This window comes from Thermoflexus hugenholtzii (assembly GCF_018771565.1).
In the GTDB taxonomy this organism is placed as follows: domain Bacteria; phylum Chloroflexota; class Anaerolineae; order Thermoflexales; family Thermoflexaceae; genus Thermoflexus; species Thermoflexus hugenholtzii_A.
In genome coordinates, this window is sequence record NZ_CP076326.1 from 115550 (window position 1) to 141895 (window position 26346).

Genomic DNA, 26346 nt, shown 5'->3' on the forward strand with positions numbered 1-26346 from the left:
GGGGGACACGATCGCTTCTGGATCCCTGACGAGGCACGCCATGCGCACCCTCGACGAATGGCTGGAAGAGGCCGCCGCGTTCCACGGCCACCTCTGCCCGGGCCAGATCCTCGGCGTCCGAATGGCCCTCCTGGGATGCCGGTTGCTGGGTCTGAATCCCGAGGACCCCGCGGATCGCCGTCGGCTCATCGTCTATGTGGAGATCGACCGCTGCCTGACCGACGCTATCGCCACCGTCACCGGCTGCCGGCTCGGACGGCGGACCCTCAAGCACATCGATTACGGGAAGGCGGCCGCGACCTTCGTGGACACCCGGACCGGTCGGGCGGTGCGGATTGTGGCCCGGGATGATGCCCGCGAGACGGCCCTGCATCTGGCCCCCCCGGGCCTCAGCCGGGCCGCCGCCCAACGCCACGCCTATCGCATCATGCCCGACGAAGACCTCTTCTACGCCCGGTGGGTCCGGGTGGAGATCCCTCCGGAGGATCTGCCTGGCCATCCGATCCGTCGGGTCTTCTGCGCGCGCTGCGGCGAGGGCATCAACGACGGGCGGGAGATCGTGCGGGACGGCGAGATCCTCTGCCGGGCGTGCGCGGAAGCCCCTTACTACACCGCCCTGGAGCCGATCCCGCTCACCGGGGAAGTCCCAATTCCCATCCCACCGTCGATGCCGTGATCGCCCCAACCGAGAGCAGCCAGAGCGGCCATCCGGCTCGCAGGAAATCCCGGGGTCGGTAACCGCCGGCGCCCATCACCAGGGCGTTGGCCGGATGGGCCATGGGGGTGAGGAACGCCGCCGAGGTCGCCAGGGCCACCGCCAGCCCCATCTCCGCCGGCGGGACGCCCAGGGTCGCGGCCGCCCGCAGGGCGATGGGCCCCCACACCACCGCGGTGACCGAGGCGGAGAGCACCTGGGTGAGGGCGGCGGCGATCCCGGTGAAGACCAGCACGCTGACCCAGGGAGGCGCCCCCGCCAGGCCATGCAGCAGCACCGTCCCCAGCCCCTCCGCGGCCCCGGTGCGCGTCATGGCAATGGAAAGGGGCAGCAGCCCGGCCACCATGAACACCGTGGGCCACTCGATGGCCCGATACGCCTCTTCCATCGTCAGACATCCCGCCAGGATCATCAGCACCGCCCCGGCCATCGTCACCTCGGCCACCGAGCGGGATGTCAAGGCTGAGGCCAGGATCACCCCCGCCATGATCGCGATGGCCGGGATCCGGCGGGAGGTCCGCAACGGTTCCCCGTTGGATTGCAGGACGATGAACTCGGGATCGCCCTGGAGCAGGCGGATACGTTCCCATGGACCGTAAACCAGGAGGGCATCGCCGAAGCGGAGACGTTCGTCCGCCAGCCGGGCCCGGATCGGCCGCCCCTCCCGCCAGATGGCTAAGACCTGCAGACCGTAGCGCTCCCGGAAGCGCAGGTCCCGCAACGTCCGGCCGATCAACGTCGTGTGGGGGGAGAGAAGGACCTCCATCAGGCCCGCCTCCCCCTCCTCCAGCACCTCCGGGGAGACCGGACGGGGCAGCGGGCGGAGCCCCAGGTCCCGGAGGGCCTGCTCGAAGGGCGCTGTGCCCTCCGGGCCGGCGGCGACCAGCAACACATCCCCGGCCTGCAAACCCTCTGAGCTGGGCGGGGAAAGGAGCAGTTGTCCCCTGCGGCGGATCCCGATGACCGTCACGCCGTGCCGCGAAGCCAGCTGGCTCTCCACCAGGGAGACCCCACAGAGCGGCGAATCCGGCTCGACCAGAAGCTCCACCAGCCCATCCTTGAGACCGTAGAGCTCCGCCAGCTCCCGGTTCAGCCGGTGCAGGTGCATCAGCTGTCCTGCCGGGGAGCGTTCCGGGAGGGTGCGCCAGGTGACTCCGATCACCCAGAGCAACCCCAGGGCGGCTGGGAGCAGACCGGCCCGGATGAAATCCAGCATGGTCAGGGATCGGCCGTAGTGGTCCCGCATCAGCCCGCTGAGAAGCAGGTTGGCGGTGGTGAAGAGAGTCGGCATTCCCCCGAGCAGCGCGCCGTAGGCGATGGGGATGAGGATGCGGGAAGGGGCCAGGCCGATCCGCCGGGCGGCCTGAACGGCCATCGGCATGACCACCGCCGCTGCGGTCACCGAGTTCATGGTCACGGAGAGCGACGCGCTGAGCAGCGTCATCCCGGCCACCAGCCGCATGGGGGAATCCCCCGCCCATCGGCTCAGACGCTCCCCCAGCGCTCGGGAGACTCCCGTGCGGTTCAGGCCGGCGGTGAGGATGAACAGCGCGATCAGCGCGATGACGGCGGAGCGGCTGAACCCACTGAAGGCCTCCTGCGGCGAGAGCAGACCGCTAAAGGAAAGCCCAAGGGCCAGGATCAGCGCCGCCAGATCGGGCCGCAGCGCCCCGCTCATCAGCAGGCCGGCCATCAGCAACAGGATCAGCGTCAGCCAGACGGCCGTGAGGGAGAACACCTCCACGGGCTCTCTCCTCTCAAAGATCCGGTATGATATCTCTCCGGGTTAGGATCCCTCCTCATCTTACCTCCGGGATCCATGGGAGAGGATAGTTCGAAAGTCCGGGGCCCTCCGGGGGCTCCCTGTGGATTCAGAGGCCGTTTCCCGTAGCCCGGGGAGAGGGAGATGCGCTGGGGATACGTGGGCGTGTTGATCGCCCTGATCGCGGCGACGCCGGTGGCCGCCCGGTTCTTCCTGGGGCTCTACAGCCGCCATCGGATCTACGAACGGCCGGAGGAGGTTCCATCCCGGCCGGCGGCCCTCATCCTGGGGGCCGGCCTGCGCGCCGACGGCTCCCCCACCGCCGTGCTGGCCGACCGGGTTCGGGCCGGGGCCGCCCTCTATCACCTCGGGAAGGTCGAGCTCCTGCTGCTCAGCGGGGACGGCCGCTCCTCCCCCTACTACAACGAGCCGGAGGCCATGCGCCGCCTGGCCTTGCGCCTGGGCGTCCCGGATGCCGCCCTCCGGCTGGACCCCGAGGGCATGCGGACCCTGGACTCATGCCGGCGGGCCCGGGAGGTCTTCGGCGTGACCCGGGCCGTGGTGGTCAGCCAGCGTTTCCACCTCGATCGCGCCCTCTGGCTGTGCGCGTCGGCCGGCATCGACGCCGTGGGGCTGGCGGCGGATCGCTCGTCCTACGGGAACCGGGCGATATGGTGGAGCTTCCGGGAGATCCCCGCCTCCCTCAGCGCCCTCATCGAGGGGCTTCGTCTGCGCCTCGATCGTATGGGTAACCGCTGATCCGCATCAATTTGTCCCAGCGGTGATGGGCCTCGACGAATCGAATGGTCCCGGACCGGGAGCGCATCACCAGGGAGTGCGTCCGCGCCCCCGTCCCGGTGTAGCGAACCCCTCGCAGGATCTCCCCATCGGTGATCCCGGTGGCCGCGAAGAAGATGTTGTCACCGCGGACCAGGTCGTCGGCGGTGAGGATGCGGTGGAGATCGTAGCCCATTTCGGCGGCGAAGCGGCGTTCCTCCTCGTTCCGCGGCCAGAGCCGGGCTTGGAGCTCCCCACCCAGGCATTTCAGGGCAGCGGCGGCGATCACCCCTTCCGGAGAGCCCCCGATCCCGATCAGGAGATCGATCCCGGAGTCCGGGAAGGCGGTCATCAGGGCGGCGGAGACATCCCCGTCGGGGATCAGCTTGATCCGCGCCCCGGCTGCTCGGACCTCCCGGATCAGATCCGCATGGCGCTCCCGGTCCAGGATCACCACGGTGAGGTCGTCGACGTCCTTCCCTTTCGCCCGAGCGATGCGCCGCAGGTTCTCAACCACCGGCGCGTCCAAGTCGATGACCTCCCGGGCCTCGGGCCCCACGGCCAGCTTGTGCATGTAGACGATGCGGCCCGGGCTGAACATCGTTCCCCGCTCCGAGAGGACGATCACCGCCAGGGCCCCGGGCCGTCCCAGCGCCAACAGCCGGGTTCCATCGATGGGATCGACGGCGACGTCGACTTGAGGGGGGCGGCCGTTGCCGATGCGCTCGCCGTTGTAAAGCATCGGGGCTTCGTCTTTCTCCCCCTCGCCGATCACCACAACGCCGTCCATGTCGATGGAGCGGAGCATGAGGCGCATCGCCTCCACGGCGGCGCGGTCCGCAGCCTCGCGATCCCCCCGGCCCATCCAGCGGCCGGCGGCCAGGGCAGCGGCCTCCGTCACCCGCACCAGCTCCAGGGCCAGGTTGCGGTCGGGTTCCTGAGCCATCGGGATCCTCCCCGGTTGGTCTATCCCTCCATCGGCCCATTGTATGAGAGGATGTGAATCCACGCCCCGGGTGTGGAATGGGCTGGGAGGGAGCAGCACCCCGGGGTCGCGGGCCGGGATTGGGCATCGATGAGGCCCCTCCGGCGGGGATACGCTCCTTCCCGTTCCCGGGATGGACGCTGCGCCTTTCCGGCCGCCCTATCGGGCGACGATCTCCCGGCACGGTGTCCGCGCGAATGGAGTTTGACAATCCCTTTCCCCCTCGTTATAATCTCTTGTTGCGTCTGCCAGGCGGGTGCTTCCCCGGGATCCTCTTTTCGCCGTCCGGCCGCGGGGACGTTCCGCGCGCCGGCGGCCTGGGCCGCATCGGCGGCTGGATCCGATGTATGTGCGGTGTGATCCTCTGGGGTGGGAGCCTCATCCCCTGGCAGATATTCGGATCAGAAACCCGGACCCGCAGGAAGGAGGACGATGCGACGGGGTCGTGCGCCCAAACGGGAAATCGCGCCGGACATTCGTTACAACAGCGTCCTGGTCGCCAAGCTCATCAACAAGGTGATGATGAACGGCAAGAAGAGCCTGGCGATGCGGATCGTCTACGGCGCCTTCGACCTGATCGAGCGCCGCACCGGCCGGCCGGCCATGGAGATCTTTGAGAAGGCCCTGGCCAACACCAAGCCTCTCCTCGAGGTCCGACCCCGCCGGGTCGGCGGCGCCACGTATCAGATCCCTCTGGAGGTGCCGCCGGATCGCCAGGTCAGCCTGGCCCTGCGCTGGATCGTGAACGCCGCCCGGGAGCGCCCGGGCAAGTCCATGATCGAGAAGCTGGCCGCCGAGCTCATCGACGCGGCCAACGGGGCCGGGGCAGCCGTCAAGAAGCGTGAGGACACCCATCGCATGGCCGAGGCCAACCGCGCCTTCGCTCACTACCGCTGGTGAGCGGTTCCGGGAGCCAGGAACCGGACCCGCAGGGCGCGGCAGGCGCGACGGCCCAGGGGCCGTGACCCTGCCGCTGAACAACCGGCGCGCTTCCCGCCAGCAGGGAAGAAGATCTCAGGGGCGGTGGCCCGAAAAGCGCCTCCGCCGCGGGTATGATTGCTGGATCACGGAGAACATTTCAGAGGGAGCTCGGCTGATCGGGGAGGATCTGAGAAGATGCCACGGGAAGTCCCGATTGAGAAAATCCGAAACATCGGAATCATCGCCCATATCGACGCCGGCAAGACCACGACGACGGAACGGATCCTGTTTTACACCGGGCGGACCTACAAGCTGGGCTCCGTGGATGAGGGGACCACGGTGACGGATTACATGGAGCTGGAGCGAGAGCGGGGGATCACCATCACCGCAGCCACCGTGGCCTGTTACTGGCGGGAGCACCAGATCAACATCATCGACACCCCCGGGCACATCGACTTCACCGCCGAGGTCCAACGGAGCCTGCGTGTGCTGGACGGGGGTGTCGTCGTTTTCGACGCCGTCCACGGGGTGGAGCCCCAGTCCGAAACGGTCTGGCGCCAGGCGGACCGGTATGGGGTGCCCCGCATCTGTTTCGTGAACAAGATGGATCGGGTGGGGGCGGATTTCTGGAACACCATCGGGATGATCCGGGACCGCCTGGGAGCGAACCCCGTCCCCATCCAGTTGCCCATCGGGGCCGAGGCGGACTTCCGGGGGGTGATCGATCTGCTGGAGATGCGGGCGATCTACTGGGTCGACGAGCTGGGGACCCAGATGGTTTATGAGCCGATCCCCCCGGAGCTCCGGGAGGAGGCGGAGCGAGCCCGGGAGACATTGGTGGAGCGGATCGCAGAGACCGACGATGCCCTCACCGTGAAATACCTGGAGGGGGAGCCCATCTCCACTGAGGAGCTGCGGGCGGCCCTCCGCCGGGCTACCATCGCCGGGAAGGTGGTCCCGGTGCTGTGCGGCTCGGCCCTTCGCAACAAGGGCATCCAGCCCCTGCTGGATGCCATCGTCGATTACCTGCCTTCCCCGGTGGACATCCCGCCGGTGAAGGGCGTCAACCCTCTCACCGGCCAGGAGGAAACCCGGCCTGCCTCCGACGAGGCCCCCCTGGCCGCCCTGGTCTTCAAGGTGGTCACAGATCCTTATGTGGGCCGCCTGGTCTATTTCCGGGTCTACTCCGGGAAGATCACCGCCGGCCAGCAGATCACCAACTCCACGCGCGGGAACAAGCGGGAGCGGGTCGGCCGCGTCCTCCGGATGCACGCGGACCGTCGGGAGGAGATCAAGGAGGTCTACGCCGGAGACATCGCGGCCACGCTGGGGCTGAAGGACACCTTCACGGGGGACACCCTCTGCGATCCGGAGGCTCCCATCATCCTGGAGAGCATCACCTTCCCGGAGCCCGTGGTCTCGGTGGCCATCGAGCCCAAGACCCTGGCCGATCAGGACCGCCTGAGCGAGGCCCTGCGCAAGCTGTCCGAAGAGGACCCTACCTTCCGGGTCCGTATGGATCCGGAGACCGGTCAGACCATCATCTCCGGGATGGGCGAGCTGCACCTGGAGGTGCTCATCGAGCGGATGAAGCGGGAGTTCCGGGTGCAGGCCAACGTCGGCCGTCCCCGCGTTGCCTACCGGGAGACCTTCACCCGCCCGGTGAAGGGCGCCGAGGGCCGTTTCGTGCGCCAGACCGGCGGTCGGGGCCAGTATGGGCACGTGATCATCGACTTCGAGCCTCTGGAGCGGGGCAAGGGCTTTGAGTTCATCGACGCCACGGTGGGCGGCATCATCCCGAAGGAGTTCATCCCGGCCATCGAGAAGGGCCTGATCGAGGCCATGGAGGCCGGGGTGCTGGCCGGGTATCCCCTGACCGACATCCGGGCCACCTTGGTGGGTGGGTCCTACCACGAGGTGGACTCCTCGGAGATGGCCTTCAAGGTGGCGGCCTCCCTGGCCCTGCGCAACGCCGCCGAGAAGGCCGCTCCCGTCCTCCTGGAGCCCATCATGCGGGTGGAGGTGATCGTTCCGGAGATCTACACCGGGGACGTAGTCGGAGATCTCTCCTCCCGCCGGGCCCAGATCCAGGGGATCGAAAACCGGGGGAAAGGCGTCCAGTCCATCCGCGCCCTGGTCCCCCTGGCCGAGATGTTCGGATACGCCACCACCCTTCGCTCCATCACCCAGGGCCGCGGCACCTTCTCCATGGAGTTCGATCACTACGCCGAGGTGCCGCCCCACATCGCGGAGGGGATCATCCGCGCCGGCGAAAAGAAGCCCGTCGGTCGATAATCCGGGCGATTTGTCTCAGAACTCAGAACATTTATAAGGAGGCGAGCGATGTCGAAGGCGGTGTTTGTGCGGGCGAAGCCGCATGTGAATGTGGGGACGATTGGGCATATTGATCATGGGAAGACGACGCTGACGTCGGCGATCACGAAGGTGTTGTCGTTGAAGGGGTTAGCGGAGTTTGTGCCGTTTGAGCGGATTGACAAGGCGCCGGAGGAGCGGTTGCGGGGGATTACGATCAACATTACGCATGTGGAGTATGAGAGTGAGCGGCGGCATTATGCGCACATTGATTGTCCGGGGCATCGGGATTACATCAAGAATATGATTACGGGTGCGGCGCAGATGGATGGGGCGATTTTGGTGGTGGCGGCGCCGGAGGGGCCGATGCCGCAGACGCGGGAGCATGTGCTGCTGGCGCGGCAGGTGAACGTGCCGGCGATGGTGGTGTTTTTGAACAAGGTGGATATGATGGATGATCCGGAGTTGCTGGAGCTGGTGGAGCTGGAGGTGCGGGATTTGCTGAGCCAGTATGGGTATCCGGGGGATGAGGTGCCGGTGATTCGGGGGAGTGCGTTGCGGGCGCTGGAGAGCAAGAGCACGGATCCGGAGGCGGAGGAGTATCGGCCGATTTGGGAGCTGATCCGGGCGCTGGACGAGTATATTCCGGAGCCGGTGCGGGAGGTGGACAAGCCGTTTTTGATGCCGATTGAGGATGTGTTTAGCATTAAGGGGCGTGGGACGGTGGTGACGGGGCGGATTGAGCGGGGTCGGATACGGCCGGGGGAGGAGGTGGAGATTGTGGGGCTGCGGGAGGAGGTGAAGCGGACGGTGGTGACGAGCATTGAGATGTTTCACAAGTCGCTGGAGGAGGGGATTGCGGGGGACAATGTGGGGTGCTTGTTGCGGGGTGTGGCGAAGGAGGAGGTGGAGCGGGGGATGGTGCTGGCGGCGCCGGGGACGATCAAGCCGCATCGGGAGTTTGAGGCGGAGGTGTATGTGTTGAAGAAGGAGGAGGGGGGGCGGCACAAGGCGTTTTTCAGCGGGTATAAGCCGCAGTTTTACTTTCGGACGGCGGATGTGACGGGGGAGATTCAGTTGCCGGCGGGGGTGGAGATGGTGATGCCGGGGGACAATGTGAACCTGCGGGTGCGGTTGATTGCGCCGGTGGCCATTGAGGAAGGGCTGCGCTTCGCCATCCGGGAAGGCGGCCTCACCGTCGGCGCCGGCGTGGTCACCAAAATCCTCGACTAACCCCTGGCCCGCTGAACTCGGAGAGGTGAGCGCGATGGCCAAGCAGCGGTTGCGCATCCGTCTGAAGGCTTACGATCACCGGATCCTGGATGAATCCGCCCGCCGCATCGTGGAGGTGGCGGAGCGCACCGGCGCGCGGGTGATCGGGCCGATCCCGCTCCCCACCAAGCGGGAACGGTTCACGGTGATCCGCTCGCCGTTCATCGATAAGGATTCCCAGGAACATTTCGAGATCCGGACCCATAAGCGCTTGATCGACGTCCTGGATCCGGATCCGAAGACCATCGATCAGCTGATGCGCCTGAACCTCCCGGCGGGCGTGGATATTGAGATCAAGATCTGATCCCGGGGATGATGGGCCCGGCTCGGGCGCCAGTCCCCTGATGGAGGCTTCGGCGATGAAGGGCTTGCTGGCGCGCAAGATCGGAATGACGCAGATGTTCAACGAGCAGGGCGAGGTGGTCCCGGTGACCGTCCTGCGGGCGGGGCCGTGTTACGTGACGCAGCTGCGCACCCCGGAGCGGGACGGCTACGCGGCGATCCAGCTGGGGTTCGAGGAGACCAAGCCTCGCCGCCTGACCCAGGGGGAGCTGGGGCATCTGGTGAAGCGGAACCTGCCTCCCCTGCGGGTGCTCCGGGAGATCCGCCTGCCCAACCCGGCACTTCTTTCTCAATACCAGGAGGGGCAGGTGTTGACGGTCTCAATCTTTTCCCCGGGGGAGCGGGTGGATGTGACCGGCTGGTCGAAGGGGCGGGGATTCGCCGGCGGCATCAAGCGACACGGGTTCGCCCGCCAGGCGAAAACCCACGGCCAGTCGGACCGACACCGGGCACCCGGGTCCATCGGCACCAACACGGATCCCGGGCGGGTGATCAAGGGGAAGCGCATGGCCGGCCACTACGGGAACGAACGGGTCACCGTCCGCAACCTCCAGGTGGTCTGGGTGGATCCGGAGCGCCATCTCATCGCCCTCAAGGGCGCCGTCCCCGGCCCCCGAGGCGGACTGGTGATCATCCGGCAGGCCAAGCGCCCCTATTAACTGAAGTAACTCGAAATTTATTTCGAGCATCTGTCTCGCAGTTTTCGAATTAAAGAGAGCGCATCGACGATTATCTTGGTCTCTCTAAAAGTTAAGAAGATCGACCGCGGGATTGGGCAGGGAGCGCCTGCCTGTTCGCATGGATGTGAACCGTTTGAAGAGGAGATCGCACGATGCGGGTTCCAGTCTGGAACATCGAAGGGCAACAGGTGGGGGAGGTCGAGCTGCGGCCGGAGGTGTTCGAGGCGCCCATCCACATCCCCCTGATGCATCAGGCCCTGGTCCGGCAGCTGGCCAACGCCCGGCTGGGGACCCACAAGACCAAGACGCGGGGGGAGGTGCATTACAGCAGCCGGAAGATGTGGCCGCAGAAACACACCGGGCGGGCCCGCCAGGGAAGCCGGGACGCCCCCCACTGGTATCACGGAGGGGTGGTCTTCGGGCCGCGGCCGCGCAGTTACGAGCAGAGGATGCCGAAGAAGATGCGTCGCGCGGCCCTGCGCTCAGCCCTCTCCGTCAAGGCCAGGGAGGGCCAGATCCTTATCCTGGACCGCCTGGAGTTGCCTGAGCCACGGACCCGGCTGATGAAGGAGGTCCTGGCGCGGCTCCCTGTGGGCAAAAGCGCCCTCATTCTCCTGGCCGGGCCTAACGAGAACGTCCGGCGTGCGGTCCGCAACCTGCCCAACGTCGCTTATCTGCACGCCATGTGCCTGAACATCCGGGATCTCTTTAAATATGAGACCCTGATCATCCCGCTGGACGCTTTGGCGATGATCGAGGATTGGCTGACGCGTCCGGTGGTGCGGAAGAAGTTCGCCCTGCCCGCAGCGGGTGCCGCATCGGCGGCCTGAGCCTGAGCCCTGAGTGGGGGGATGGGATATGGATCTGTATGAGGTGATCAAGCGGCCCGTCATCACCGAAAAGACCACTCGCCTGAAGGAGATGGGCCAGTATGTTTTCGAGGTGGATCCCCGGGCGAACCGCCAGCAGGTGAAGCAGGCGGTGGAGAAACTGTTCAACGTCCAGGTGCTGGCGGTGCGGATCATCAACGTCCCCGCCAAGCGGCGGCGGGACTGGCGGGCGCGGATCCTGAGCAGCAAGCCCAAGCAAGTGGTGCGCCGTCCAGGCTGGAAGAAGGCCATCGTTCAGGTGGCCCCCGGCCAGACCATCGATATCTTCGAGGTCTGATCCGGAGCGCGAGACCTCGAGGGCGTGGGAGGGGATGCCCGATGGGAATTAAGGTGTATAAACCGACGACGCCCGGTCGCCGGAACGCGACCGGATACACATTCGAGGAGATCACCAAGGACGAGCCGGAGAAGTCCCTGGTCGTTCCCTTGAAGAAGCACGCCGGGCGCAACTTCCAGGGACGGATCACCGTCCGCCATCGAGGGGGCGGCCATAAGCGGCTCTACCGGATCATCGACTTCAAGCGTCGGGACAAGGAGGGGATCCCGGCGAAGGTGATCAGCATCGAGTATGATCCCAACCGCACCGCCCGGATCGCCCTCCTGCAATATGCGGACGGGGAGAAGCGCTACATCCTGGCCCCCCTGGGCCTGCAGGTGGGGGATGTGGTGATGAGCGGACCCCAGGCCGAGATCCGGGTGGGCAACGCCATGCCCCTGGCCAACATCCCGGTGGGAACGCTGGTGCACAACGTGGAGCTGTATCCGGGCCACGGCGGGCAGCTCGCCCGGGCCGCGGGGGCGGCGGCGCAGCTGCTGGGCAAAGAGGAAGGCTACGCCATCTTGCGCCTGCCCTCGGGGGAGATCCGGAAGGTCCGCCTGGAGTGCTACGCCACCATTGGCCAGGTGGGGAATCTGGAGCACGCGAACATCCGCCTGGGCAAGGCCGGCCGCAAGCGCTGGCTGGGCATCCGCCCCACCGTCCGTGGCTCCGCCATGTCCCCGCGGGATCATCCCCACGGGGGCGGCGAGGGGCGGGCGCCCATCGGCCTGCCCTACCCGAAGACCCCATGGGGCAAGCATGCCCTGGGCAAGAAGACCCGGCGCAACAAGGCCACGGACAAATATATCATCCAGCGCCGGCAGAAGAAGGCATAAAGGGAGGTGATCGGCGATGGGCCGTTCGCTGAAGAAGGGTCCCTATTGCGATCCGAAGCTTCTGAAGAAAATCGAGGAGCTCAACCGCCGGGGCGAGAAGCGGGTGATCCGCACCTGGTCGCGCGCCTCGGTGATCTTCCCCCAGATGGTCGGCCACACCATCGCGGTCCACGACGGCCGGCGCCACGTGCCGATCTACATCACCGAGCAGATGGTGGGCCACCGTCTGGGCGAGTTCGCCCCCACCCGGACCTACCGGGGGCATACGGTGAAGGAGAAGAAGACGGGGGTGCGGTAAGGCCCCGTGGGAGAACCTGGAGGGGGATGGACGATGGCCAATCGGGTTCGGGCAGTTGCCCGCTACATTCGGATCTCGCCCTACAAGGCGCGCCTGGTCTGCAACCTGGTGAAGGGGATGCGGGCGGAGGAAGCCCTGGATGTGCTCCGCTTCACGCCCAAGAAGGCGGCGCGCTACGTGGCGAAGCTTATCCGCTCCGCCATGGCCAACGCGGAGAACAACTACGGTCTGTCGCCCGCGGACCTTTATGTGGTCGACATCCGGGCCGACGACGGACCACGCTACAAGCGGGTCCGCTTCGCCGCCCGCGGTCGGGTCCGCCCGATCCTCAAGCGGACGACGCACCTCACGGTGGTCCTGGAGGAGCGGGTGAGCGAATGAGCCGGCTGCCGCAGGGGATCCGCTGAGATATAGAGGAGGTCATCTTGGGTCGAAAAGTTCATCCCATCGGCTTCCGTCTGGGGATCACCAAGAACTGGCTGGCCCGCTGGTATGCCGAGGGCCGGGAGTATGTGGAGCTGCTCCACGAGGATCTCAAGATCCGTCAGTTCGTGAAGGAGCAGCTCAAGGAGGCGGGGATCGCGCGCATTGAGATCGAGCGCTTCCCCAAGCAGATCAACCTCTACATCCACGCCGCCCGGCCCGGCATCGTCATCGGGCGCAAGGGCCTGGGGATCAAGCAGCTGCGCCAGGCCATTGAGGAGATGACCGGCAAGAAGGCGCGGGTGGAGATCGTGGAGGTCCCCCGGCCGGAGCTGGAGGCAGCCATCGTGGCGGAGAGCATCGCCCAGCAGATCGAGAAGCGGGTCAGCCACGCCCGGGCCATGAAGCGAGCGATCCAGCAGGCCATGCGCGCCGGGGCCAAAGGGATCCGGATCACGGTTTCCGGCCGGCTGGGCGGAGCGGAGATGGCCCGCACGGAGACCCTGATGGAGGGCCGGGTCCCCCGCCACACCCTGCGGGCGGACATCGATTACGCCCTGGCCGAGGCGATCACCAAATGGGGCAAGATCGGGATCAAGGTCTGGATCTACCGGGGCGACACCGAGCCGGGCGCTTACGTCCAGCAGACCGCGGAGATGGTCGCCCGGGTCACCTCGGCGCAACGGGGAGGATAAGCGATGCTGATGCCCAAGCGCGTCAAATACCGCAAGCAGATGCGGGGGCGGATGAAGGGCAAGGAGACCCGCGGTGTGGAGCTGGCCTTCGGCGAATACGGGCTCCAGGCCCTGGAGCCATGCTGGCTGACCGCCCGCCAGATCGAGGCCGCCCGCCGCACCATCGTCCGCTTCCTGCGCCAGCGGGGCAAATACTGGATCCGGGTCTTCCCGGATAAGCCGGTGACCCGCAAGCCGGCCGAGACCCGCATGGGCAAAGGGAAGGGGAACGTGGACCACTGGGTGGCCGTGGTGCGGCCCGGCCGCATCCTCTTCGAGATCGGCGGGGTGAGCGCCGATGTTGCCCATGAGGCCCTGCGGCAGGCCTCCTACAAGTTGCCCATCCGAACTCAGATCATCACGGCCGAGGAGCAGGTCTGATTACCGGTTTTCAGATGCGATCACGCGGGGAGGAAGCCGTGGCCCTTCGTCCGGAGGAAATCCGCAACTGGTCAGATGAAGAGATCCGCAACCGGCTGGAGCAGGCCCGTCGGGAGCTCTTCCATCTGCGCCTGCAGTGGGCGATGAATCAGCTGAAGGATGTGAACCGTATCCGTGCCCTGCGCAAGGACATCGCTCGCATGCTCACCATCCTGCGGGAGCGGGAGCTGGCTCGGGGAGGTCGACGATGAAGGACCGTCGCAAGCGCTTCATCGGACGGGTGACCAGCGACAAGATGGATAAGACAGTGGTGGTGACGGTGGAGGAGCTGGTGCGCCACCCGCTGTATGGCAAGGTCATCCGCCGTCGCCGCAAGTTCATGGCTCACAACGAAGGGAACCTGGCCCGCATGGGCGATCTGGTCCAGATCGTGGAGTCCCGTCCCCTGAGCCGACGCAAACGCTGGGTGGTGGAGGCGATCCTGGAGCGGGCCCAGAAGCCGGTGGAGCCGGTGCCGGAGCAGTTGCCCGGCGAAGAGATCCTGGCGGAGTAGCCGGAGGTCATCCATGATCCAGCAGGAAACCCGCCTCAAGGTCGCAGACAACACCGGCGCCCGGGAGATCCTGGTCATCCGGGTGCTGGGGGGATCCTATCGCCGCTACGGGTATGTGGGGGATGTGGTGGTGGCCACGGTGAAAGACGCCATCCCGACGGCCACCGTGAAGAAAGGCGAGATCGTGCGCGCCGTGATCGTCCGGACGGCCAAGGAATACCGGCGGCCGGACGGCTCCACCATCCGTTTCGACGACAACGCGGCGGTGATCCTGGACGAGTTCGGCAACCCGAAAGGGACACGGATCTTCGGTCCGGTGGCCCGGGAGCTGCGCGACAAAGGCTTCACCAAGATCATCTCCCTGGCCCCGGAGGTGCTGTGAGCGCGAGAGGGGGGAGCGGTGCGCCGGGGGATGCCGCCGGATCCCAATCTGGAGAAGCTGGTAGCGCTCCTGAAGCGCTATGGGCCGGAGCGGATCATCCTGTTCGGCTCCCGGGCGCGGGGGGAGGCGGATCCCTGGAGCGATTACGACATCATCGTCATCAAACGCACCGATCAGCCCTTCATGGAGCGGCTCCGGGAGATGGTGCCCTATCTGGTCGAGTTCGAGCGGCCCGCCGAGATCCTGGTTTACACCCCCGAGGAGTTCGAGCGCATGCAGGAGACCGGCCTCGGGTGGATCGTGCGGGATAAAGGGGTGATTCTCTATGAAGCGGAATTCTGAGGGAGAAGAAGGCCTATGGCTGCCAAGATCAAGCGGAAGGATCGGGTCCTGGTGATCGCCGGGGACGACCGGGGCGCTCAGGGGGAGGTCCTGCGGGTGCTCCGGAAGGAGAACCGGGTGGTGGTCGCCGGGGTCAACATCGTCAAGAAACATCAGCGCCCCCGCCCCACCGGGCGCGGGCAGGTCGGCGGCATCATCGAATTCGAGGCGCCCATTCATATTTCAAACGTGATGCTGATCTGCCCGAAATGCAATCGCCCCACCCGGGTGGGCTTTGTCGTGGAGGGGGGGCGCAAGCTGCGCCAGTGCAAGAAGTGTCAGGCTACCTTCGTGTGAAACCCGGGGAGGCAACAGGATGGCGGAGGCGACGACCAAGGTGATCCCACGCCTGAAACAGCGATACCTGGAAGAGGTCCGCCCGGCCCTGATGCGGGAGTTCGGCTATCGCAACATCATGGAGGTCCCGCGGGTCTGGAAGGTGGTGGTCAACGTTGGGGTGGGAGAGGCGGTGACCAACCCCAAAGCCCTGGATTATGCGGTGCAGAACATCGCCACCATCACCGGCCAGAAGCCCCTGGTGACCAAGGCCCGCAAATCCATCGCCGCCTTCAAGCTGCGGGCCGGGCGCCCCATCGGGGTTAAGGTCACCCTGCGGGGGGACCGCATGTGGGCGTTCCTGGATCGGCTGTTCAACGTAGCCCTGCCTCGCATCCGGGACTTCCGAGGGGTCTCCCCGGATTCCTTCGACGGCCGGGGGAATTACACCCTGGGGCTGCGCGAGCAGCTGGTCTGGCCGGAGATCGACTACAGCCAGGTGGATAAAGTCCGGGGGATGGAGATCACCATTGTGACCACGGCGAAGACCGACGCCGAGGCGCGGCGGCTGCTGGAGCTGCTCGGCATGCCGTTCCGCAAAGGATAGGCGGTAAGAAGGAGGACTTCCACACCGGATGCCGGAGGGGATCTGTGGCCCGGAAATGCATGATTTATCGTGAGATGCGTCGGAAATATAAGGTGCGGGTGCGGAACCGGTGCCGCCGGTGCGGCCGGCCCCGGGCCTACATCCGTCGCTTCGCCCTGTGCCGGATCTGCTTCCGGGAGCTGGCCCTCCAGGGGCTGATCCCGGGCGTCCGCAAGGCCAGCTGGTGAGCGCGCCCATGTCTCAACCCGGCGCAGGGAAAGCCCTCCCAGGTCTGATAGGGAACATTCGGATAGGAGTGAAACCGATGAGCGCGGTGACGGATCCGATTGCCGACATGCTCACCCGAATCCGGAACGCCTCGATGGTGGGGCACAGCCGGGTGGCCATCCCCAGCTCCAAGCTGAAGGTGGCCATCGCCCGGGTGTTGAAGGAGGAGGGCTACATCGAGGACTTCCAGGTGACGAACGATCGGCCTCAGCCGAAGCTGATCATCAAGCTGAAATACATCGGCGAGCGGCGCTTCCGCAAGCCGGCCATCTCGGGGTTGAAACGGGTGAGCAAGCCGGGCCGTCGGGTGTATGTGGGCAAGGAGGATATCCCGCTGGTGATGAGCGGGATGGGCATCGCTATCCTCTCCACCCCGAAAGGGGTGATGACCGATAAACAGGCCCGCCGCCTGGGGGTCGGCGGCGAGGTCCTCTGCTACGTCTGGTGAGGGAGGAAGCCGTGTCGCGCGTAGGCAAGAAGCCGATCCCGATCCCGCCGGGGGTCCAGGTCCGGATCGAGGGCTCGACGGTGACCGTCACCGGGCCGAAGGGGACCCTCACTCAGACCTTCCATCCGTCGATGCAGATCTCCATCGAGGACGGCCATCTGGTGGTGCGACGCCCTTCGGACGACCGCAAGCACAAGGCCCTGCATGGCTTGACCCGGGCCCTGCTGGCAAACATGGTCACCGGCGTCACTCAGGGTTTTCAGCAGCACCTGCGCATCGAAGGGGTGGGCTACCGGGCTGAGCCCATGGGCAAGGCCATCGTGCTCTATCTGGGATATTCCCACCCCATCATTGTGGAGCCGCCGGAGGGGATCACCTTCGAGGTGAACACCCGCGATCGCATCATCACCGTCTCCGGAATCGATAAGCAGCAGGTGGGCCAGGTGGCCGCCAAGATCCGGGCCCTGCGTCCGCCCGAGCCCTACAAGGGCAAGGGGATCCGCTACACATACTGGAAGGGCGATCACTGGGAGGACGAGCCGATCCGGCGCAAGGCTGGGAAGGCCGGCAAGGCCAAGTAATATCCTCGGGCTCAGGGATGGAATCCTGGCCCTATGGAGGAGCAGCGGATGAGCTGGGAGCATCCACGAGACGAAGGACGCCGTCGACGGCATCTACGGGTCCGCAAAAAGGTCTTCGGCACGCCGGAGCGGCCGCGGCTTTCGGTCTTCCGGAGCCTGAAACACATCTACGCCCAGATCATCGACGACACACGGGGGATCACCCTGGCTGCGGCCTCCACGCTGGATCCCGAGCTGCGGGGCCAGCTGGATGGGTTGACCAAGACGGAGAAGGCCCGCCTGGTGGGCCGCCTGATCGCCCAGCGGGCCCTGGCGAAGGGGATCCGCAAGGTGGTGTTCGACCGCGGCGGCTATAAATACCACGGCCGGGTGAAGGCCCTGGCCGACGCCGCCCGTGAGGCCGGACTGGAGTTCTAACAGGGCGAGGTGACAATGGCGGAGATCCAGGAAGTCCCGACGGTGGAATACGAGGAGCGCATCGTGGACATCGCCCGGGTGGCGAAGGTCCACAAGGGGGGTCGTTCCTTCTCCTTCCGGGTGGTCGCTGTGGTCGGCGATCGCAACGGACGGGTGGGAGTAGGAATCGGCAAAGCCCGCGCCGTCCCGGAGGCCATGCGCAAGGCCACCGAGCGAGCCCGTCGAAACATGAAGAAGATCGCCCTGCTGGGGACCACGATCCCCCATCCGGTGGAGGTCAAGTTCGGGGCCACCCGCTTGATCCTGCGACCCGCCTCGCCGGGCACCGGCGTGATCGCCGCCGGCGGGGTCCGCGCTGTCCTGGAGGCCGCCGGGATCCGGGACGTGCTGACCAAGATCCTGGGGAGCACCAACCCGGTCAACGTGGTCTACGCTGCGATGAAAGGGCTGGAGATGCTCCGCTCCCCGGAGGAGGTGGCCCAAATCCGAGGGAAGCCGGTTGAGGAAGTGATGCCACCGTGGAGCCGGAGGCGCCATGAAGGCTGAAGGGACCCGCTGTTTGCGCATCACGCTGGTGAAAAGCCCCATCGGGTATTCCCAGCGTCAGCGCCGCACCCTGCGCACCCTGGGGTTGCGCCATCTAAACGATGTGGTGGAGTGGCCGGACACCCCGGTGGTGCGGGGGATGGTGGCCAAGGTGAGCCATCTGGTTCAGGTGGAGGAGGTGGAGCGTGAAGCTGCATGAACTGAAGCCGGCACCGGGGTCGAAGAAAGCGCGCAAGCGGGTGGGCCGCGGTCTGGGCTCGGGCCACGGCACCTACGCCGGGCGGGGGCGCAAGGGCCAGAAATCCCGCTCCGGCGATCGCAAGATGCCGCCTTATTTTGAGGGCGGCCGCACCCCCCTCGTCCGCCGCCTGCCCAAAGCGCGGGGGGAGGGCTTCACCCTGGTGGAGAAGGTGATCTACCAGCCGGTCAACGTGGGCCAGCTGAACCGTTTCCCGCCCCATAGCGAGATCACCCCCCTCATCCTGGCCCAGGCCGGCCTGCTCCGGGATCCGGAGGAGCCGGTGGTGATCCTCGGAGATGGGGAGGTGGATCGCCCGCTGGTGGTCAAGGCCCATCGCTTCTCCGCCTCGGCGCGAGCGAAGATCGAGGCCGCCGGCGGCCAGGCGGTGGTGATCCCTCGCTAAGGGAGACCGAGGAGGCCGTATGCTGGACGCCCTGCGCAACGCCTGGCATCTGCCGGATCTGCGGCGGAAGATCCTCTATACGCTGCTGATCCTGGCCATCTACCGCCTGGCCGCCCACATCCCGGTGCCCGGCGTGGACCGCGCCGCTCTGCAGCAGCTGCTCCAGGGCACCACCGCCGCCGGGCAGCTTTATATCATCCTGGATCTGCTCTCCGGCGGGGCCATCGCGAACTTCTCCATTATGGCCATGGGCGTGTATCCCTACGTCACCGCCTCCATCATCCTGCAGTTGCTGGTGCCCGTCGTGCCGCAGCTGGAGCGGCTGGTGAAAGAGGGCGGATCCGAAGGCCGGCGCAAGCTCGAGCAATACACGTATTTCCTGACCGTCCCCCTGGCCGCCCTCTACGCCATCGGTCAGGCGAACCTGCTCAGCGCCCCCGGCCGGGCGGTGCTGCCCAACTTCGGCTTCGCTCCTCATCAACTGCTGCCGACCCTGACGGTGATCCTGACGATGACGGCCGGCACCATGTTCGCCATCTGGCTGGGCCAGCTGATCACCGAACAAGGGATCGGCAACGGGCTCTCCCTGATCATCTTCGGGGGGATCGTGGCCCGAGCCCCCTACAACTTGGCCCAGATCTGGACCAGCAACGGCACCCTGGGCATCCTGGTGTTCCTGGCCCTGACCGTGATCACCGTCGCGGCCATCGTCTTCATCCAGGAAGGCCAGCGGCGGATCCCGGTTCAGTATGGACGCCGGGTGCGGGGCCATCGGATCTACGGGGGCGGCAGCACCTACATCCCCCTCCGGGTGAACATGGCGGGGATGATCCCCCTCATCCTCGCCCAGTCCGTCCTGGCTTTCCCGGCCATCATCGCCCAGTTCTTCCAGTATTCCAGCAACGCCATTGTGGCGAGCATCGCCAACACCATCGTGAGCGTCTTCTCCGGATTCAGCGATATCTACTGGCCGATGTATTTCATCACCGTGGTGGCCTTCACCTATTTCTACACGGATGTGATGTTGCAGCAGATGAACCTGGCTGACACCCTTCAGAAGCAGGGCGGATTCATCCCGGGGATCCGGCCGGGGAAGGCCACCGAGCAGTATATCAACCGGATCTCCCGGCGGATCACCCTGGTGGGGGCGCTGTTCCTGGGGATCCTGGCCATCCTGCCCTGGCCGGTGCGGGCCGTGCTCCAGACCAATGTGCTGCTCTTCAGCAGCGCCGCTCTCCTCATCGTGGTGGGCGTGGTCCTGGACACGATGCGCCAGCTGGAGGCGCAACTGGTGATGCGTCACTACGAGGGCTTCATCCGCTGAGGGGGTAAGGATCCCATGCCGCTCGATCTGATCCTGATGGGACCCCCAGGGGCGGGGAAGGGGACGCAGGCCAAGATCCTCAGCCAGCGCCTGGGCATCCCCCATGTGGCCAGCGGGGATCTCTTCCGGGATCACTTGCATCGTCAGACCCCTCTCGGGCAGCTGGCCCGCCAGTATATGGATCGGGGGGAGCTGGTTCCGGATGATGTGACCATCGGCATGATCCGGGAGCGGCTGGAGCAGCCGGACTGCCGGGGCGGCGTGATCCTGGATGGGTTCCCTCGCACGCCTGCCCAGGCCCGGGCGCTGGATGAGATGCTCTCCGAGATGGGGCGCTCCCTGGTTGCCGTGCTCTATATCCGGGTGCGAGAGGAACTGCTGCTCCGCCGCCTGGCCGGCCGCTGGACATGCCGGACCTGTGGGGCGGTCTATCACATCGAGTTCAATCCTCCTCGCATCCCCGGTCGATGCGATCTGGACGGAGGGACCCTTTACCAGCGCGAGGACGACACCGAGGAGGTCCAGCGCCGGCGGATCCAGGTCTATCAGGAGCAGACGGCGCCGCTGGTCTCGTTCTACCGGGACCGGGGGCTCCTGGTGGAGATCGATGGGGAGCAACCGATCCCGGAGGTAACCGCGGCCCTCCTCCAGGCCATCGAGATCCGGAGGACGGCGGATCCATGAGCCCCTGGGTGGTCCCTCGAACGCGTCGTCCGGCCGAAGGGATCCGGCTCAAGACGTGGCAGGAAATCCGGATGATGCGGGAGGCCGGCCGCATCGTGGCCGAGGTCCTGGAGGCCATGCGCACCCTGGTCCAGCCCGGCGTGACCACCGCGGAGCTCGATCGGTGGGCGGAGGATTACATCCGCCGGCGGGGCGGGATCCCGGCCTTCAAGGGGTATCCCAGCATGAAGGACGAAGGCGGACCGCCCTATCCGGCCACCCTGTGCACTTCCGTCAACCACGTGCTGGTGCACGGGATCCCCGGGCCCTATCGCCTCCGGGAAGGCGATATCATCAGCATCGATGTGGGGGTGAACTTCCGGGGATACTTCGCCGACGGGGCGATCACCCTCCCCGTCGGGGAGATCTCCCCGGAGGCCCGGCGCCTGATCGAGGTCACCCAGGCGGCCCTGTGGGCGGCCATCGCCCAGGCCCGAGTGGGCCGTCGCCTGGGTGACATCCAGTGGGCCATCCAGCATACCGTGGAATCCCAGGGTTTCCAGGTGGCCCGGGAGTTCGTCAGCCACGGGGTCGGGCGGGCCCTTCACGAGGCCCCCTCTTTCGTAAACCGGGGGCGCCCCGGGCGGGGCCTTCCCCTGCGACCCGGGATGACCCTGGCCATCGAGCCGATGGTGATCATGGGGGACTGGCGGACCCGCATCCTGGAGGACGGATGGACGGTGGTCACCCTGGACGGAAGCCTGACGGCTCACTTTGAGCACACCGTGGCGATCACGGAGGGGGATCCCATCATCCTCACCGCCCTGGAGGATGATCCCCGGCTCGCCTCCTGAGGCCGGTTCAGCCGCTGTCGGGCTCCGAGATCCGTCCGGAACTGGAGAAGTTCCGCATGTTCCGGTAAAATAAAAGATCACCGCTTGCTGCCGACACATTCAGGTCCTTCAGGAGGGCGCGATGAAGGTCACACCTTCGGTGCGCCGGCGATGCCCGAAGTGCAAGATCGTGCGGCGCAAAGGAGTGGTGCGGGTGATCTGCGAGAACCCCAAGCACAAGCAGCGCCAGGGGTGAGCCGGGATCGCCCGGCCACTTTGGGGGAGGACTGAATCGGGATCGCCGGGACAGCGTTCAGGGAGGAGATGCGCGATGGCACGGATCGCAGGCGTGGAGTTGCCCCGGGATAAACGGGTGGAGATCGCCCTCACCTACATTTTCGGGATCGGCCGCTCGCTGGCCAAGCGGATCCTTCAGCAGACCGGGGTGAACCCGGATAAGCGGGTGAAGGATCTGACGGAGAGCGAGGTGAACATCCTTCGCGAGACCATCGAGCGGAACTATAAGGTGGAGGGCGATCTGCGACGCGAGATCGCCATGAACATCAAGCGCCTGATCGACATCGGGTGCTACCGGGGGCTGCGGCACAAAATGAACCTGCCGGTGCGCGGCCAGCGGACCCGGACGAACGCCCGGACCCGGAAGGGTCCGCGGAAGACGGTGCCCGGCCGCGGCCGCAAGCGCGGCGCCAAGAAGAAGTAAGCCATCCCTTTCCCCGTCGCCGCCCAAGCCCGGGGCGATGGGGGAGATCATCCGGATGGCTGGGGTGAAGATGGCGGGGAGGCTCTTTGCCTCTCCCCGGGTGATCCACATTGCCTGAGGAGGGATCGATGGCGCGAGGTTCGCGGAGCGGTCGTAAGGCCCGCCGGAACGTGACGCGGGCGCACGTTTACATCCACGCCACGTTCAACAACACCATCGTCACGGTGACGGATCCCAACGGGGATACCTTAACGTGGGCCAGCGGGGGGACCATCGGCTACAAGGGTTCCAAGAAGAGCACTCCCTATGCGGCCCGCCTGGCGGCGGAACAGGCCGCCCGCAAGGCGATGGACATGGGGGTGCGGGAGATCGACGTCTTCATCAACGGGCCCGGCCCCGGGCGGGAGGCGGCACTGCGGGCCCTGCACGCGATGGGGTTGAAGATCCGTTCCATCACCGACGTCACACCGATCCCCCACAACGGGTGCAAGCCGCCCTCCAAGCGGCGGGTGTGAGGTCTTCCCCTTTCAGGCCGATGGGCCGAACCGCGCGCCTTCGATCGTCTGCGCAGATCCTGTGAGGAGGAGGGAATGGCACGTTACATCGGACCGGTATGCCGATTGTGCCGGCGGGAAGGCGAGAAGCTCTATCTGAAGGGAGAGCGCTGCTTCACGCCCAAGTGCGCCATTGAGCGACGGAACTATCCGCCCGGGCAGCACGGCCGGGAGCTGCAGTTCCGGCGCAGCCGCCCTTCGGATTACGGGCTGCAGCTTCGGGAGAAGCAGAAGCTGCGGCGCATCTATGGGGTGCTGGAGCGGCAGTTCCGGCGTTATTTTGAGATCGCCCAGCGGGCCCGGGGGATGACCGGCGCCCTGTTGCTGATCCTGCTGGAACGCCGACTGGATAACGTGGTCTACCGGCTGGGGTTCGCCAGCTCCCGGGCCCAGGCCCGGCAGCTGGTCCGCCACGGCCACTTCGAGGTCAACGGACGCAAGGTGGACATCCCTTCCTACCAGGTCAAACCTGGCGATATCATCCGGGTCCGGGAGAGCAGCCGAGAGAAAGAGTATTTCAAGGCCCTCGCGGAACGGCTGGAAGGCCATCGGCCACCTCCCTGGTTGCAGCTCAACCCGCAAGATCTCTCCGGACAGGTGCTGCGCCTGCCGGTCCGGGAGGAGATCGACACGCGGGTTCAGGAGCATCTCATCGTGGAGTTCTACTCCCGTTAAACCGGGGCGGCCGCTTGGCCCTTCCCTTCGCTGGGGGATGATGGAGGAGGGAAGGGCTCACAGGCGCCCCCCGTTCCGTTCCCGATTCGGAAAAGGAGGCCTTTGTGGCGGGTGTCACGCTGGTTCTGCCTAAAGTGGAGGCGGAGATCCTGACGCAGGCATACGGGCGCTTTGTGATCAGCCCGCTGGAGCAGGGCTATGGGGTGACCATCGGGAACGCCCTCCGGCGGGTGCTGTTGAGCTCGTTGCCGGGCGCTGCGGTGACCAGCATCCGGATCACCGATGTGCCCCACGAGTTCTCGACCATCCCGGGCGTCCGGGAGGACGTCATCCAGATCATCCTGAACATCAAGCAGCTCCGGATGAAGCTCTACGGCGACGGGCCGGCCCGCCTGCGGCTGGAAGTGGCCGGCGAGGGCGTGGTCACGGCGGCCGACATCCAGTGCCCGCCCGAGGTGGAGATCGTCAACCCCGATCTCTACCTGTTCACGGTGGACGACGAGCGGACCCGTCTGGAGATCGAGATGACGGTGGAGCGAGGGCGGGGATATTCCCCGGCCGAGGAGCGCGGCCGCCTGCCCATCGGGGAGATCCCCGTGGACGCCATCTTTAGCCCCGTCCGCCGGTGCACCTTCGAGATCGACCGGGCCCGGGTGGGACAGCGGACGAACTACGATCGCCTGGTGATGGAGATCTGGACGGATGGGACGATGGGGCCAAAGGAGGCGTTGATCGAGGCCGCTCGCCTGCTGATGCAGCATTTCTCCCTGATCTCCGAGTTCGTGGCCCCGGAGGAGCAGGAAGCGGTGCCCGCTCCGGTGCGGGCGATGATCCCGCCCCAGGCTTATGAGACCTCGCTGGAAAGCCTGGAGCTGAGCGCCCGGGTGATTAACCCGTTGCGGCGGGCCGGCATCACCAACGTCGGCCAGGTCCTGGAGCTCCTGTATCGCGGGGAGGAAGCCCTGCTCTCGGTCCGCAACTTCGGCGCCAAATCCCTGGAGGAGCTGCGCGAACGGCTGATCGAGCGGGGGTTCCTGAAGCCCGAGGACCTGGCCCAGCCTGAGGAGGAGATCGAGGAGGCCTGAGCATGCGCCATCGAGTTGCCGGGAAGACGTTAAGCCGGGACAAGGATCATCGCGAAGCCTTGGCCCGTAACCTGGCCACGCAGCTCTTCCTGCACGGGGCGATCGAGACCACGGAGGCCAAGGCGGAGTTCGTGCAGGCCTACGCGGAGAAGCTGATCACGCTGGCCAAGAAAGCCCTGGAGGATCCCTCCCGGCAGGTGGCTGCGCGTCGGCTGGCGGCGGCCCGGCTCTACGGCCGGGAAGTGGTGAAGAAGCTCTTCGATGAGATCGCGCCCCGTTACCGGGATCGGAACGGGGGCTACACCCGGATTTACAAACTGGGATTCCGCCGGGGGGACGCCGCGCCGATGGCGCGCCTGGAGCTGGTCCAGGATTAAGCCGGCGGCCCGTGCAGGCCGGGCGAGCAGGAGCGGATGCGGGTCTGGGCGGCCATCGCATATGTCGGCACAGCCTATCGAGGGTTCCAGCGGCTGGCCCCTTCTCATGAGCCGACCGTCCAGGGGACTCTGGAGGCCGCCCTCGCCCGCCTGACCGGAGTCCCGGTCCGGGTGCGGGGGGCGGGCCGCACGGACGCCGGGGTGCATGCTTTGGGTCAGGTGGTGGCCTTTGATGTGACCTGGCGCCACTCCCTGGCGGATCTCCAGCGAGCCCTGAACGCCGTCCTGCCGGCGGACATTGTGGTCTGGGCTCTGGGGGAGGCGCCGCTGGACTTCCACCCCCGCCGGGAGGCGCGGTCGCGGGCCTACCGTTACGTGATCTACACCGGGCCCTGGCGGGATCCCTTCGGGCGATACCTGGCGTGGCATGTGCCGCGCCCGCTCCGCCTGGAGGCGATGCAGCAGGCGGCCGCCGCCTGGGTGGGCCGCCACGATTTCGGCGCCTTCGGCCGCCCCCCTCGCGGCCAGAACACGGTGCGGGAGGTCCGCCGGGCGCAGGTGGAGGCCAACGGGAACTGGGTGTTCTTCGAGATCGAGGCAGACGCTTTCCTTTATCATATGGTTCGGATCATGGCTGCTGTGCTGGTGGCGGTGGGGCGAGGCGATCGCCCTCCGGAGGCGGCAGGGTTCTACCTGGAGCACCCGGAGGCCTACCCGGCGGACGCCCCCGCCCCTGCCCACGGCTTGTATTTCGTCGGGGCACGCTACGATCGGATCGCGATCCCGCCGGCGCCGGACTTCCTGCCCCACTGGATGGAGGGTGGGAGGCCTCGATCGGGCGGACGTGAAGATCCGGAAACCTGACCCGATGCGGTGGAGGGAGGACCGTGAAAACCTATGTGACCAAACCCGCGGACATCCGAGCCGAGTGGTGGATCGTCGACGCCACAGGCCAGAACCTGGGACGGCTGGCCAGCCGGATCGCTCAGATCCTGCGTGGCAAGCACAAGCCGTATTTCGACCCCTCCCAGGATTGCGGGGATTATGTGATTGTCATCAACGCGGAGAAGGTGGCCGTTCACCCGCGGCACCTCGATCAGAAAATCTACTACCGCCACAGCGGGTATCCCGGCGGCTTGAAGGAGATCCCGCTGCGCCGGATGCTGCAGACGCATCCGGAGCGGGTGATCCAGAAGGCCGTCTGGGGGATGCTGCCCAAGAACCGGCTGGGACGGCGCATGCTCAAGAAGTTAAAGGTTTATGCCGGGCCGGAGCATCCGCACCAGGCCCAGCAGCCCAAGCCGCTTCCGCTGTGAGTCGATCCGGACAGGGGGGCGCGTAGCCCCCTTTCCCCTGAACTCCAT

At 66.4% G+C, this 26346-nt stretch carries 40 protein-coding genes; 38 read left to right on the forward strand and 2 right to left on the reverse strand.

Translation table 11 applies throughout. The features are described from left to right. The first annotated feature begins 40 nt into the window (after window positions 1–40). Window positions 41–676, forward strand: a complete 636-nt coding sequence (locus KNN16_RS00580; protein ID WP_303898048.1) for an FmdE family protein — start codon at window positions 41–43, stop codon at window positions 674–676. Here KNN16_RS00580 and KNN16_RS00585 read toward each other — a convergent pair. Continuing rightward, on the reverse strand, window positions 633–2459 hold the full coding sequence (locus tag KNN16_RS00585; RefSeq protein WP_303898050.1) for an SLC13 family permease: 1827 nt from the start codon (window positions 2457–2459) through the stop codon (window positions 633–635). The two genes, KNN16_RS00580 and KNN16_RS00585, sit on opposite strands and share 44 nt — an antisense overlap. Window positions 2460–2621: 162 nt before the next feature. On the opposite strand from KNN16_RS00585, the gene KNN16_RS00590 reads away from it, so the two are divergent. Then, on the forward strand, window positions 2622–3236 hold the full coding sequence (locus KNN16_RS00590) for a vancomycin high temperature exclusion protein (RefSeq protein ID WP_299282431.1): 615 nt from the start codon (window positions 2622–2624) through the stop codon (window positions 3234–3236). Here the strand turns inward: KNN16_RS00590 and glpX are convergent. After that, window positions 3190–4200: a class II fructose-bisphosphatase gene (gene glpX, locus KNN16_RS00595; RefSeq protein ID WP_303898052.1), complete on the reverse strand. Its 1011-nt coding sequence runs from the start codon at window positions 4198–4200 to the stop codon at window positions 3190–3192. The two genes, KNN16_RS00590 and glpX, sit on opposite strands and share 47 nt — an antisense overlap. Before the next feature lie 471 nt (window positions 4201–4671). On the opposite strand from glpX, the gene rpsG reads away from it, so the two are divergent. From rpsG to rplM, 36 genes are all read left to right on the forward strand, one after another. Further along, window positions 4672–5139 carry a 30S ribosomal protein S7 gene (gene rpsG, locus KNN16_RS00600; protein WP_088571265.1) on the forward strand — a complete coding sequence of 156 codons (468 nt, stop codon included), beginning with the start codon at window positions 4672–4674 and terminating at the stop codon, window positions 5137–5139. A gap of 216 nt (window positions 5140–5355) precedes the next feature. Further along, complete coding sequence (gene fusA, locus KNN16_RS00605) at window positions 5356–7455, forward strand: elongation factor G (RefSeq protein ID WP_299282437.1); 2100 nt, start codon at window positions 5356–5358, stop codon at window positions 7453–7455. Between the two features lie 48 nt (window positions 7456–7503). Next, window positions 7504–8706 carry an elongation factor Tu gene (tuf, locus tag KNN16_RS00610; protein WP_303897667.1) on the forward strand — a complete coding sequence of 401 codons (1203 nt, stop codon included), beginning with the start codon at window positions 7504–7506 and terminating at the stop codon, window positions 8704–8706. A 34-nt stretch (window positions 8707–8740) separates the two neighbouring features. Then, the gene (gene rpsJ, locus KNN16_RS00615) at window positions 8741–9049 is read left to right on the forward strand and encodes a 30S ribosomal protein S10 (RefSeq protein ID WP_088571967.1); all 309 of its coding nucleotides are present in this window, start codon (window positions 8741–8743) and stop codon (window positions 9047–9049) included. Between the two features lie 55 nt (window positions 9050–9104). Then, window positions 9105–9746 (forward strand): 50S ribosomal protein L3, encoded by a 642-nt coding sequence (gene rplC / locus KNN16_RS00620; protein ID WP_088571968.1) that lies wholly within the window; start codon window positions 9105–9107, stop codon window positions 9744–9746. Window positions 9747–9919: 173 nt separating this feature from the next. After that, window positions 9920–10597: a 50S ribosomal protein L4 gene (gene rplD / locus KNN16_RS00625; protein ID WP_088571969.1), complete on the forward strand. Its 678-nt coding sequence runs from the start codon at window positions 9920–9922 to the stop codon at window positions 10595–10597. Between the two features lie 28 nt (window positions 10598–10625). After that, entirely contained in the window at window positions 10626–10934 is a 309-nt protein-coding gene (gene rplW, locus KNN16_RS00630) for a 50S ribosomal protein L23 (RefSeq protein ID WP_303898059.1), read from the forward strand. Between the two features lie 41 nt (window positions 10935–10975). Further along, window positions 10976–11812, forward strand: a complete 837-nt coding sequence (gene rplB / locus KNN16_RS00635) for a 50S ribosomal protein L2 (RefSeq protein WP_088571971.1) — start codon at window positions 10976–10978, stop codon at window positions 11810–11812. 16 nt (window positions 11813–11828) lie between these two features. Next, the gene (gene rpsS / locus KNN16_RS00640) at window positions 11829–12110 is read left to right on the forward strand and encodes a 30S ribosomal protein S19 (protein WP_088571972.1); all 282 of its coding nucleotides are present in this window, start codon (window positions 11829–11831) and stop codon (window positions 12108–12110) included. Between the two features lie 33 nt (window positions 12111–12143). Then, window positions 12144–12491, forward strand: a complete 348-nt coding sequence (gene rplV / locus KNN16_RS00645) for a 50S ribosomal protein L22 (protein ID WP_088571973.1) — start codon at window positions 12144–12146, stop codon at window positions 12489–12491. 44 nt (window positions 12492–12535) lie between these two features. Beyond that, window positions 12536–13228 (forward strand): 30S ribosomal protein S3, encoded by a 693-nt coding sequence (rpsC, locus tag KNN16_RS00650; protein ID WP_088571974.1) that lies wholly within the window; start codon window positions 12536–12538, stop codon window positions 13226–13228. 3 nt (window positions 13229–13231) lie between these two features. Continuing rightward, window positions 13232–13648, forward strand: coding sequence for a 50S ribosomal protein L16 (gene rplP, locus KNN16_RS00655; RefSeq protein ID WP_088571975.1), 417 nt, complete (start codon window positions 13232–13234; stop codon window positions 13646–13648). Window positions 13649–13686: 38 nt separating this feature from the next. Then, window positions 13687–13899, forward strand: coding sequence for a 50S ribosomal protein L29 (rpmC, locus tag KNN16_RS00660; protein WP_234977048.1), 213 nt, complete (start codon window positions 13687–13689; stop codon window positions 13897–13899). After that, a complete protein-coding gene (rpsQ, locus tag KNN16_RS00665; RefSeq protein WP_273091651.1) occupies window positions 13896–14201 on the forward strand; it encodes a 30S ribosomal protein S17 in 306 nt (101 codons plus the stop codon). The genes rpmC and rpsQ overlap by 4 nt, the downstream gene beginning before the upstream one ends. A gap of 13 nt (window positions 14202–14214) precedes the next feature. Further along, complete coding sequence (rplN, locus tag KNN16_RS00670; RefSeq protein ID WP_088571978.1) at window positions 14215–14583, forward strand: 50S ribosomal protein L14; 369 nt, start codon at window positions 14215–14217, stop codon at window positions 14581–14583. A gap of 18 nt (window positions 14584–14601) precedes the next feature. Further along, window positions 14602–14925, forward strand: coding sequence for a nucleotidyltransferase domain-containing protein (locus KNN16_RS00675; RefSeq protein ID WP_299283379.1), 324 nt, complete (start codon window positions 14602–14604; stop codon window positions 14923–14925). Window positions 14926–14940: 15 nt separating this feature from the next. Beyond that, a complete protein-coding gene (gene rplX, locus KNN16_RS00680) occupies window positions 14941–15261 on the forward strand; it encodes a 50S ribosomal protein L24 (protein ID WP_088571980.1) in 321 nt (106 codons plus the stop codon). A gap of 43 nt (window positions 15262–15304) precedes the next feature. Continuing rightward, complete coding sequence (rplE, locus tag KNN16_RS00685) at window positions 15305–15847, forward strand: 50S ribosomal protein L5 (protein WP_143597606.1); 543 nt, start codon at window positions 15305–15307, stop codon at window positions 15845–15847. Window positions 15848–15891: 44 nt separating this feature from the next. Further along, window positions 15892–16074, forward strand: coding sequence for a type Z 30S ribosomal protein S14 (locus KNN16_RS00690; RefSeq protein WP_088571982.1), 183 nt, complete (start codon window positions 15892–15894; stop codon window positions 16072–16074). A gap of 77 nt (window positions 16075–16151) precedes the next feature. Then, complete coding sequence (gene rpsH, locus KNN16_RS00695; RefSeq protein WP_299283374.1) at window positions 16152–16562, forward strand: 30S ribosomal protein S8; 411 nt, start codon at window positions 16152–16154, stop codon at window positions 16560–16562. Window positions 16563–16573: 11 nt separating this feature from the next. Continuing rightward, the gene (gene rplF / locus KNN16_RS00700) at window positions 16574–17143 is read left to right on the forward strand and encodes a 50S ribosomal protein L6 (RefSeq protein WP_088571984.1); all 570 of its coding nucleotides are present in this window, start codon (window positions 16574–16576) and stop codon (window positions 17141–17143) included. Between the two features lie 48 nt (window positions 17144–17191). After that, window positions 17192–17560: a 50S ribosomal protein L18 gene (gene rplR / locus KNN16_RS00705; RefSeq protein WP_088572037.1), complete on the forward strand. Its 369-nt coding sequence runs from the start codon at window positions 17192–17194 to the stop codon at window positions 17558–17560. 15 nt (window positions 17561–17575) lie between these two features. Then, the gene (gene rpsE / locus KNN16_RS00710) at window positions 17576–18106 is read left to right on the forward strand and encodes a 30S ribosomal protein S5 (RefSeq protein WP_088571985.1); all 531 of its coding nucleotides are present in this window, start codon (window positions 17576–17578) and stop codon (window positions 18104–18106) included. Continuing rightward, the gene (gene rpmD, locus KNN16_RS00715) at window positions 18096–18305 is read left to right on the forward strand and encodes a 50S ribosomal protein L30 (RefSeq protein WP_088571986.1); all 210 of its coding nucleotides are present in this window, start codon (window positions 18096–18098) and stop codon (window positions 18303–18305) included. Before rpsE ends, rpmD begins: the two co-directional genes overlap by 11 nt. Beyond that, a complete protein-coding gene (gene rplO, locus KNN16_RS00720) occupies window positions 18292–18750 on the forward strand; it encodes a 50S ribosomal protein L15 (protein WP_303898065.1) in 459 nt (152 codons plus the stop codon). Before rpmD ends, rplO begins: the two co-directional genes overlap by 14 nt. A 19-nt stretch (window positions 18751–18769) precedes the next feature. Further along, the gene (secY, locus tag KNN16_RS00725; protein ID WP_088571988.1) at window positions 18770–20074 is read left to right on the forward strand and encodes a preprotein translocase subunit SecY; all 1305 of its coding nucleotides are present in this window, start codon (window positions 18770–18772) and stop codon (window positions 20072–20074) included. Between the two features lie 15 nt (window positions 20075–20089). Then, a complete protein-coding gene (locus tag KNN16_RS00730) occupies window positions 20090–20758 on the forward strand; it encodes an adenylate kinase (protein WP_303898068.1) in 669 nt (222 codons plus the stop codon). Further along, window positions 20755–21591, forward strand: a complete 837-nt coding sequence (gene map / locus KNN16_RS00735; RefSeq protein WP_303898070.1) for a type I methionyl aminopeptidase — start codon at window positions 20755–20757, stop codon at window positions 21589–21591. The genes KNN16_RS00730 and map overlap by 4 nt, the downstream gene beginning before the upstream one ends. 121 nt (window positions 21592–21712) lie before the next feature. Beyond that, window positions 21713–21826 (forward strand): 50S ribosomal protein L36, encoded by a 114-nt coding sequence (gene rpmJ, locus KNN16_RS00740; RefSeq protein ID WP_088571991.1) that lies wholly within the window; start codon window positions 21713–21715, stop codon window positions 21824–21826. Between the two features lie 75 nt (window positions 21827–21901). After that, entirely contained in the window at window positions 21902–22291 is a 390-nt protein-coding gene (gene rpsM, locus KNN16_RS00745) for a 30S ribosomal protein S13 (RefSeq protein ID WP_088571992.1), read from the forward strand. Between the two features lie 128 nt (window positions 22292–22419). Then, window positions 22420–22806, forward strand: coding sequence for a 30S ribosomal protein S11 (rpsK, locus tag KNN16_RS00750; RefSeq protein ID WP_200808196.1), 387 nt, complete (start codon window positions 22420–22422; stop codon window positions 22804–22806). A 75-nt stretch (window positions 22807–22881) separates the two neighbouring features. Next, a complete protein-coding gene (rpsD, locus tag KNN16_RS00755) occupies window positions 22882–23520 on the forward strand; it encodes a 30S ribosomal protein S4 (protein ID WP_088571994.1) in 639 nt (212 codons plus the stop codon). Between the two features lie 104 nt (window positions 23521–23624). After that, window positions 23625–24605 carry a DNA-directed RNA polymerase subunit alpha gene (locus tag KNN16_RS00760; RefSeq protein ID WP_299283357.1) on the forward strand — a complete coding sequence of 327 codons (981 nt, stop codon included), beginning with the start codon at window positions 23625–23627 and terminating at the stop codon, window positions 24603–24605. A gap of 2 nt (window positions 24606–24607) precedes the next feature. Further along, on the forward strand, window positions 24608–24982 hold the full coding sequence (rplQ, locus tag KNN16_RS00765) for a 50S ribosomal protein L17 (RefSeq protein ID WP_088571996.1): 375 nt from the start codon (window positions 24608–24610) through the stop codon (window positions 24980–24982). Window positions 24983–25018: 36 nt separating this feature from the next. After that, window positions 25019–25846 (forward strand): tRNA pseudouridine(38-40) synthase TruA, encoded by an 828-nt coding sequence (gene truA / locus KNN16_RS00770; RefSeq protein WP_303898075.1) that lies wholly within the window; start codon window positions 25019–25021, stop codon window positions 25844–25846. 23 nt (window positions 25847–25869) lie between these two features. Beyond that, window positions 25870–26298, forward strand: a complete 429-nt coding sequence (rplM, locus tag KNN16_RS00775) for a 50S ribosomal protein L13 (protein ID WP_273091625.1) — start codon at window positions 25870–25872, stop codon at window positions 26296–26298. Window positions 26299–26346: the final 48 nt, after the last annotated feature.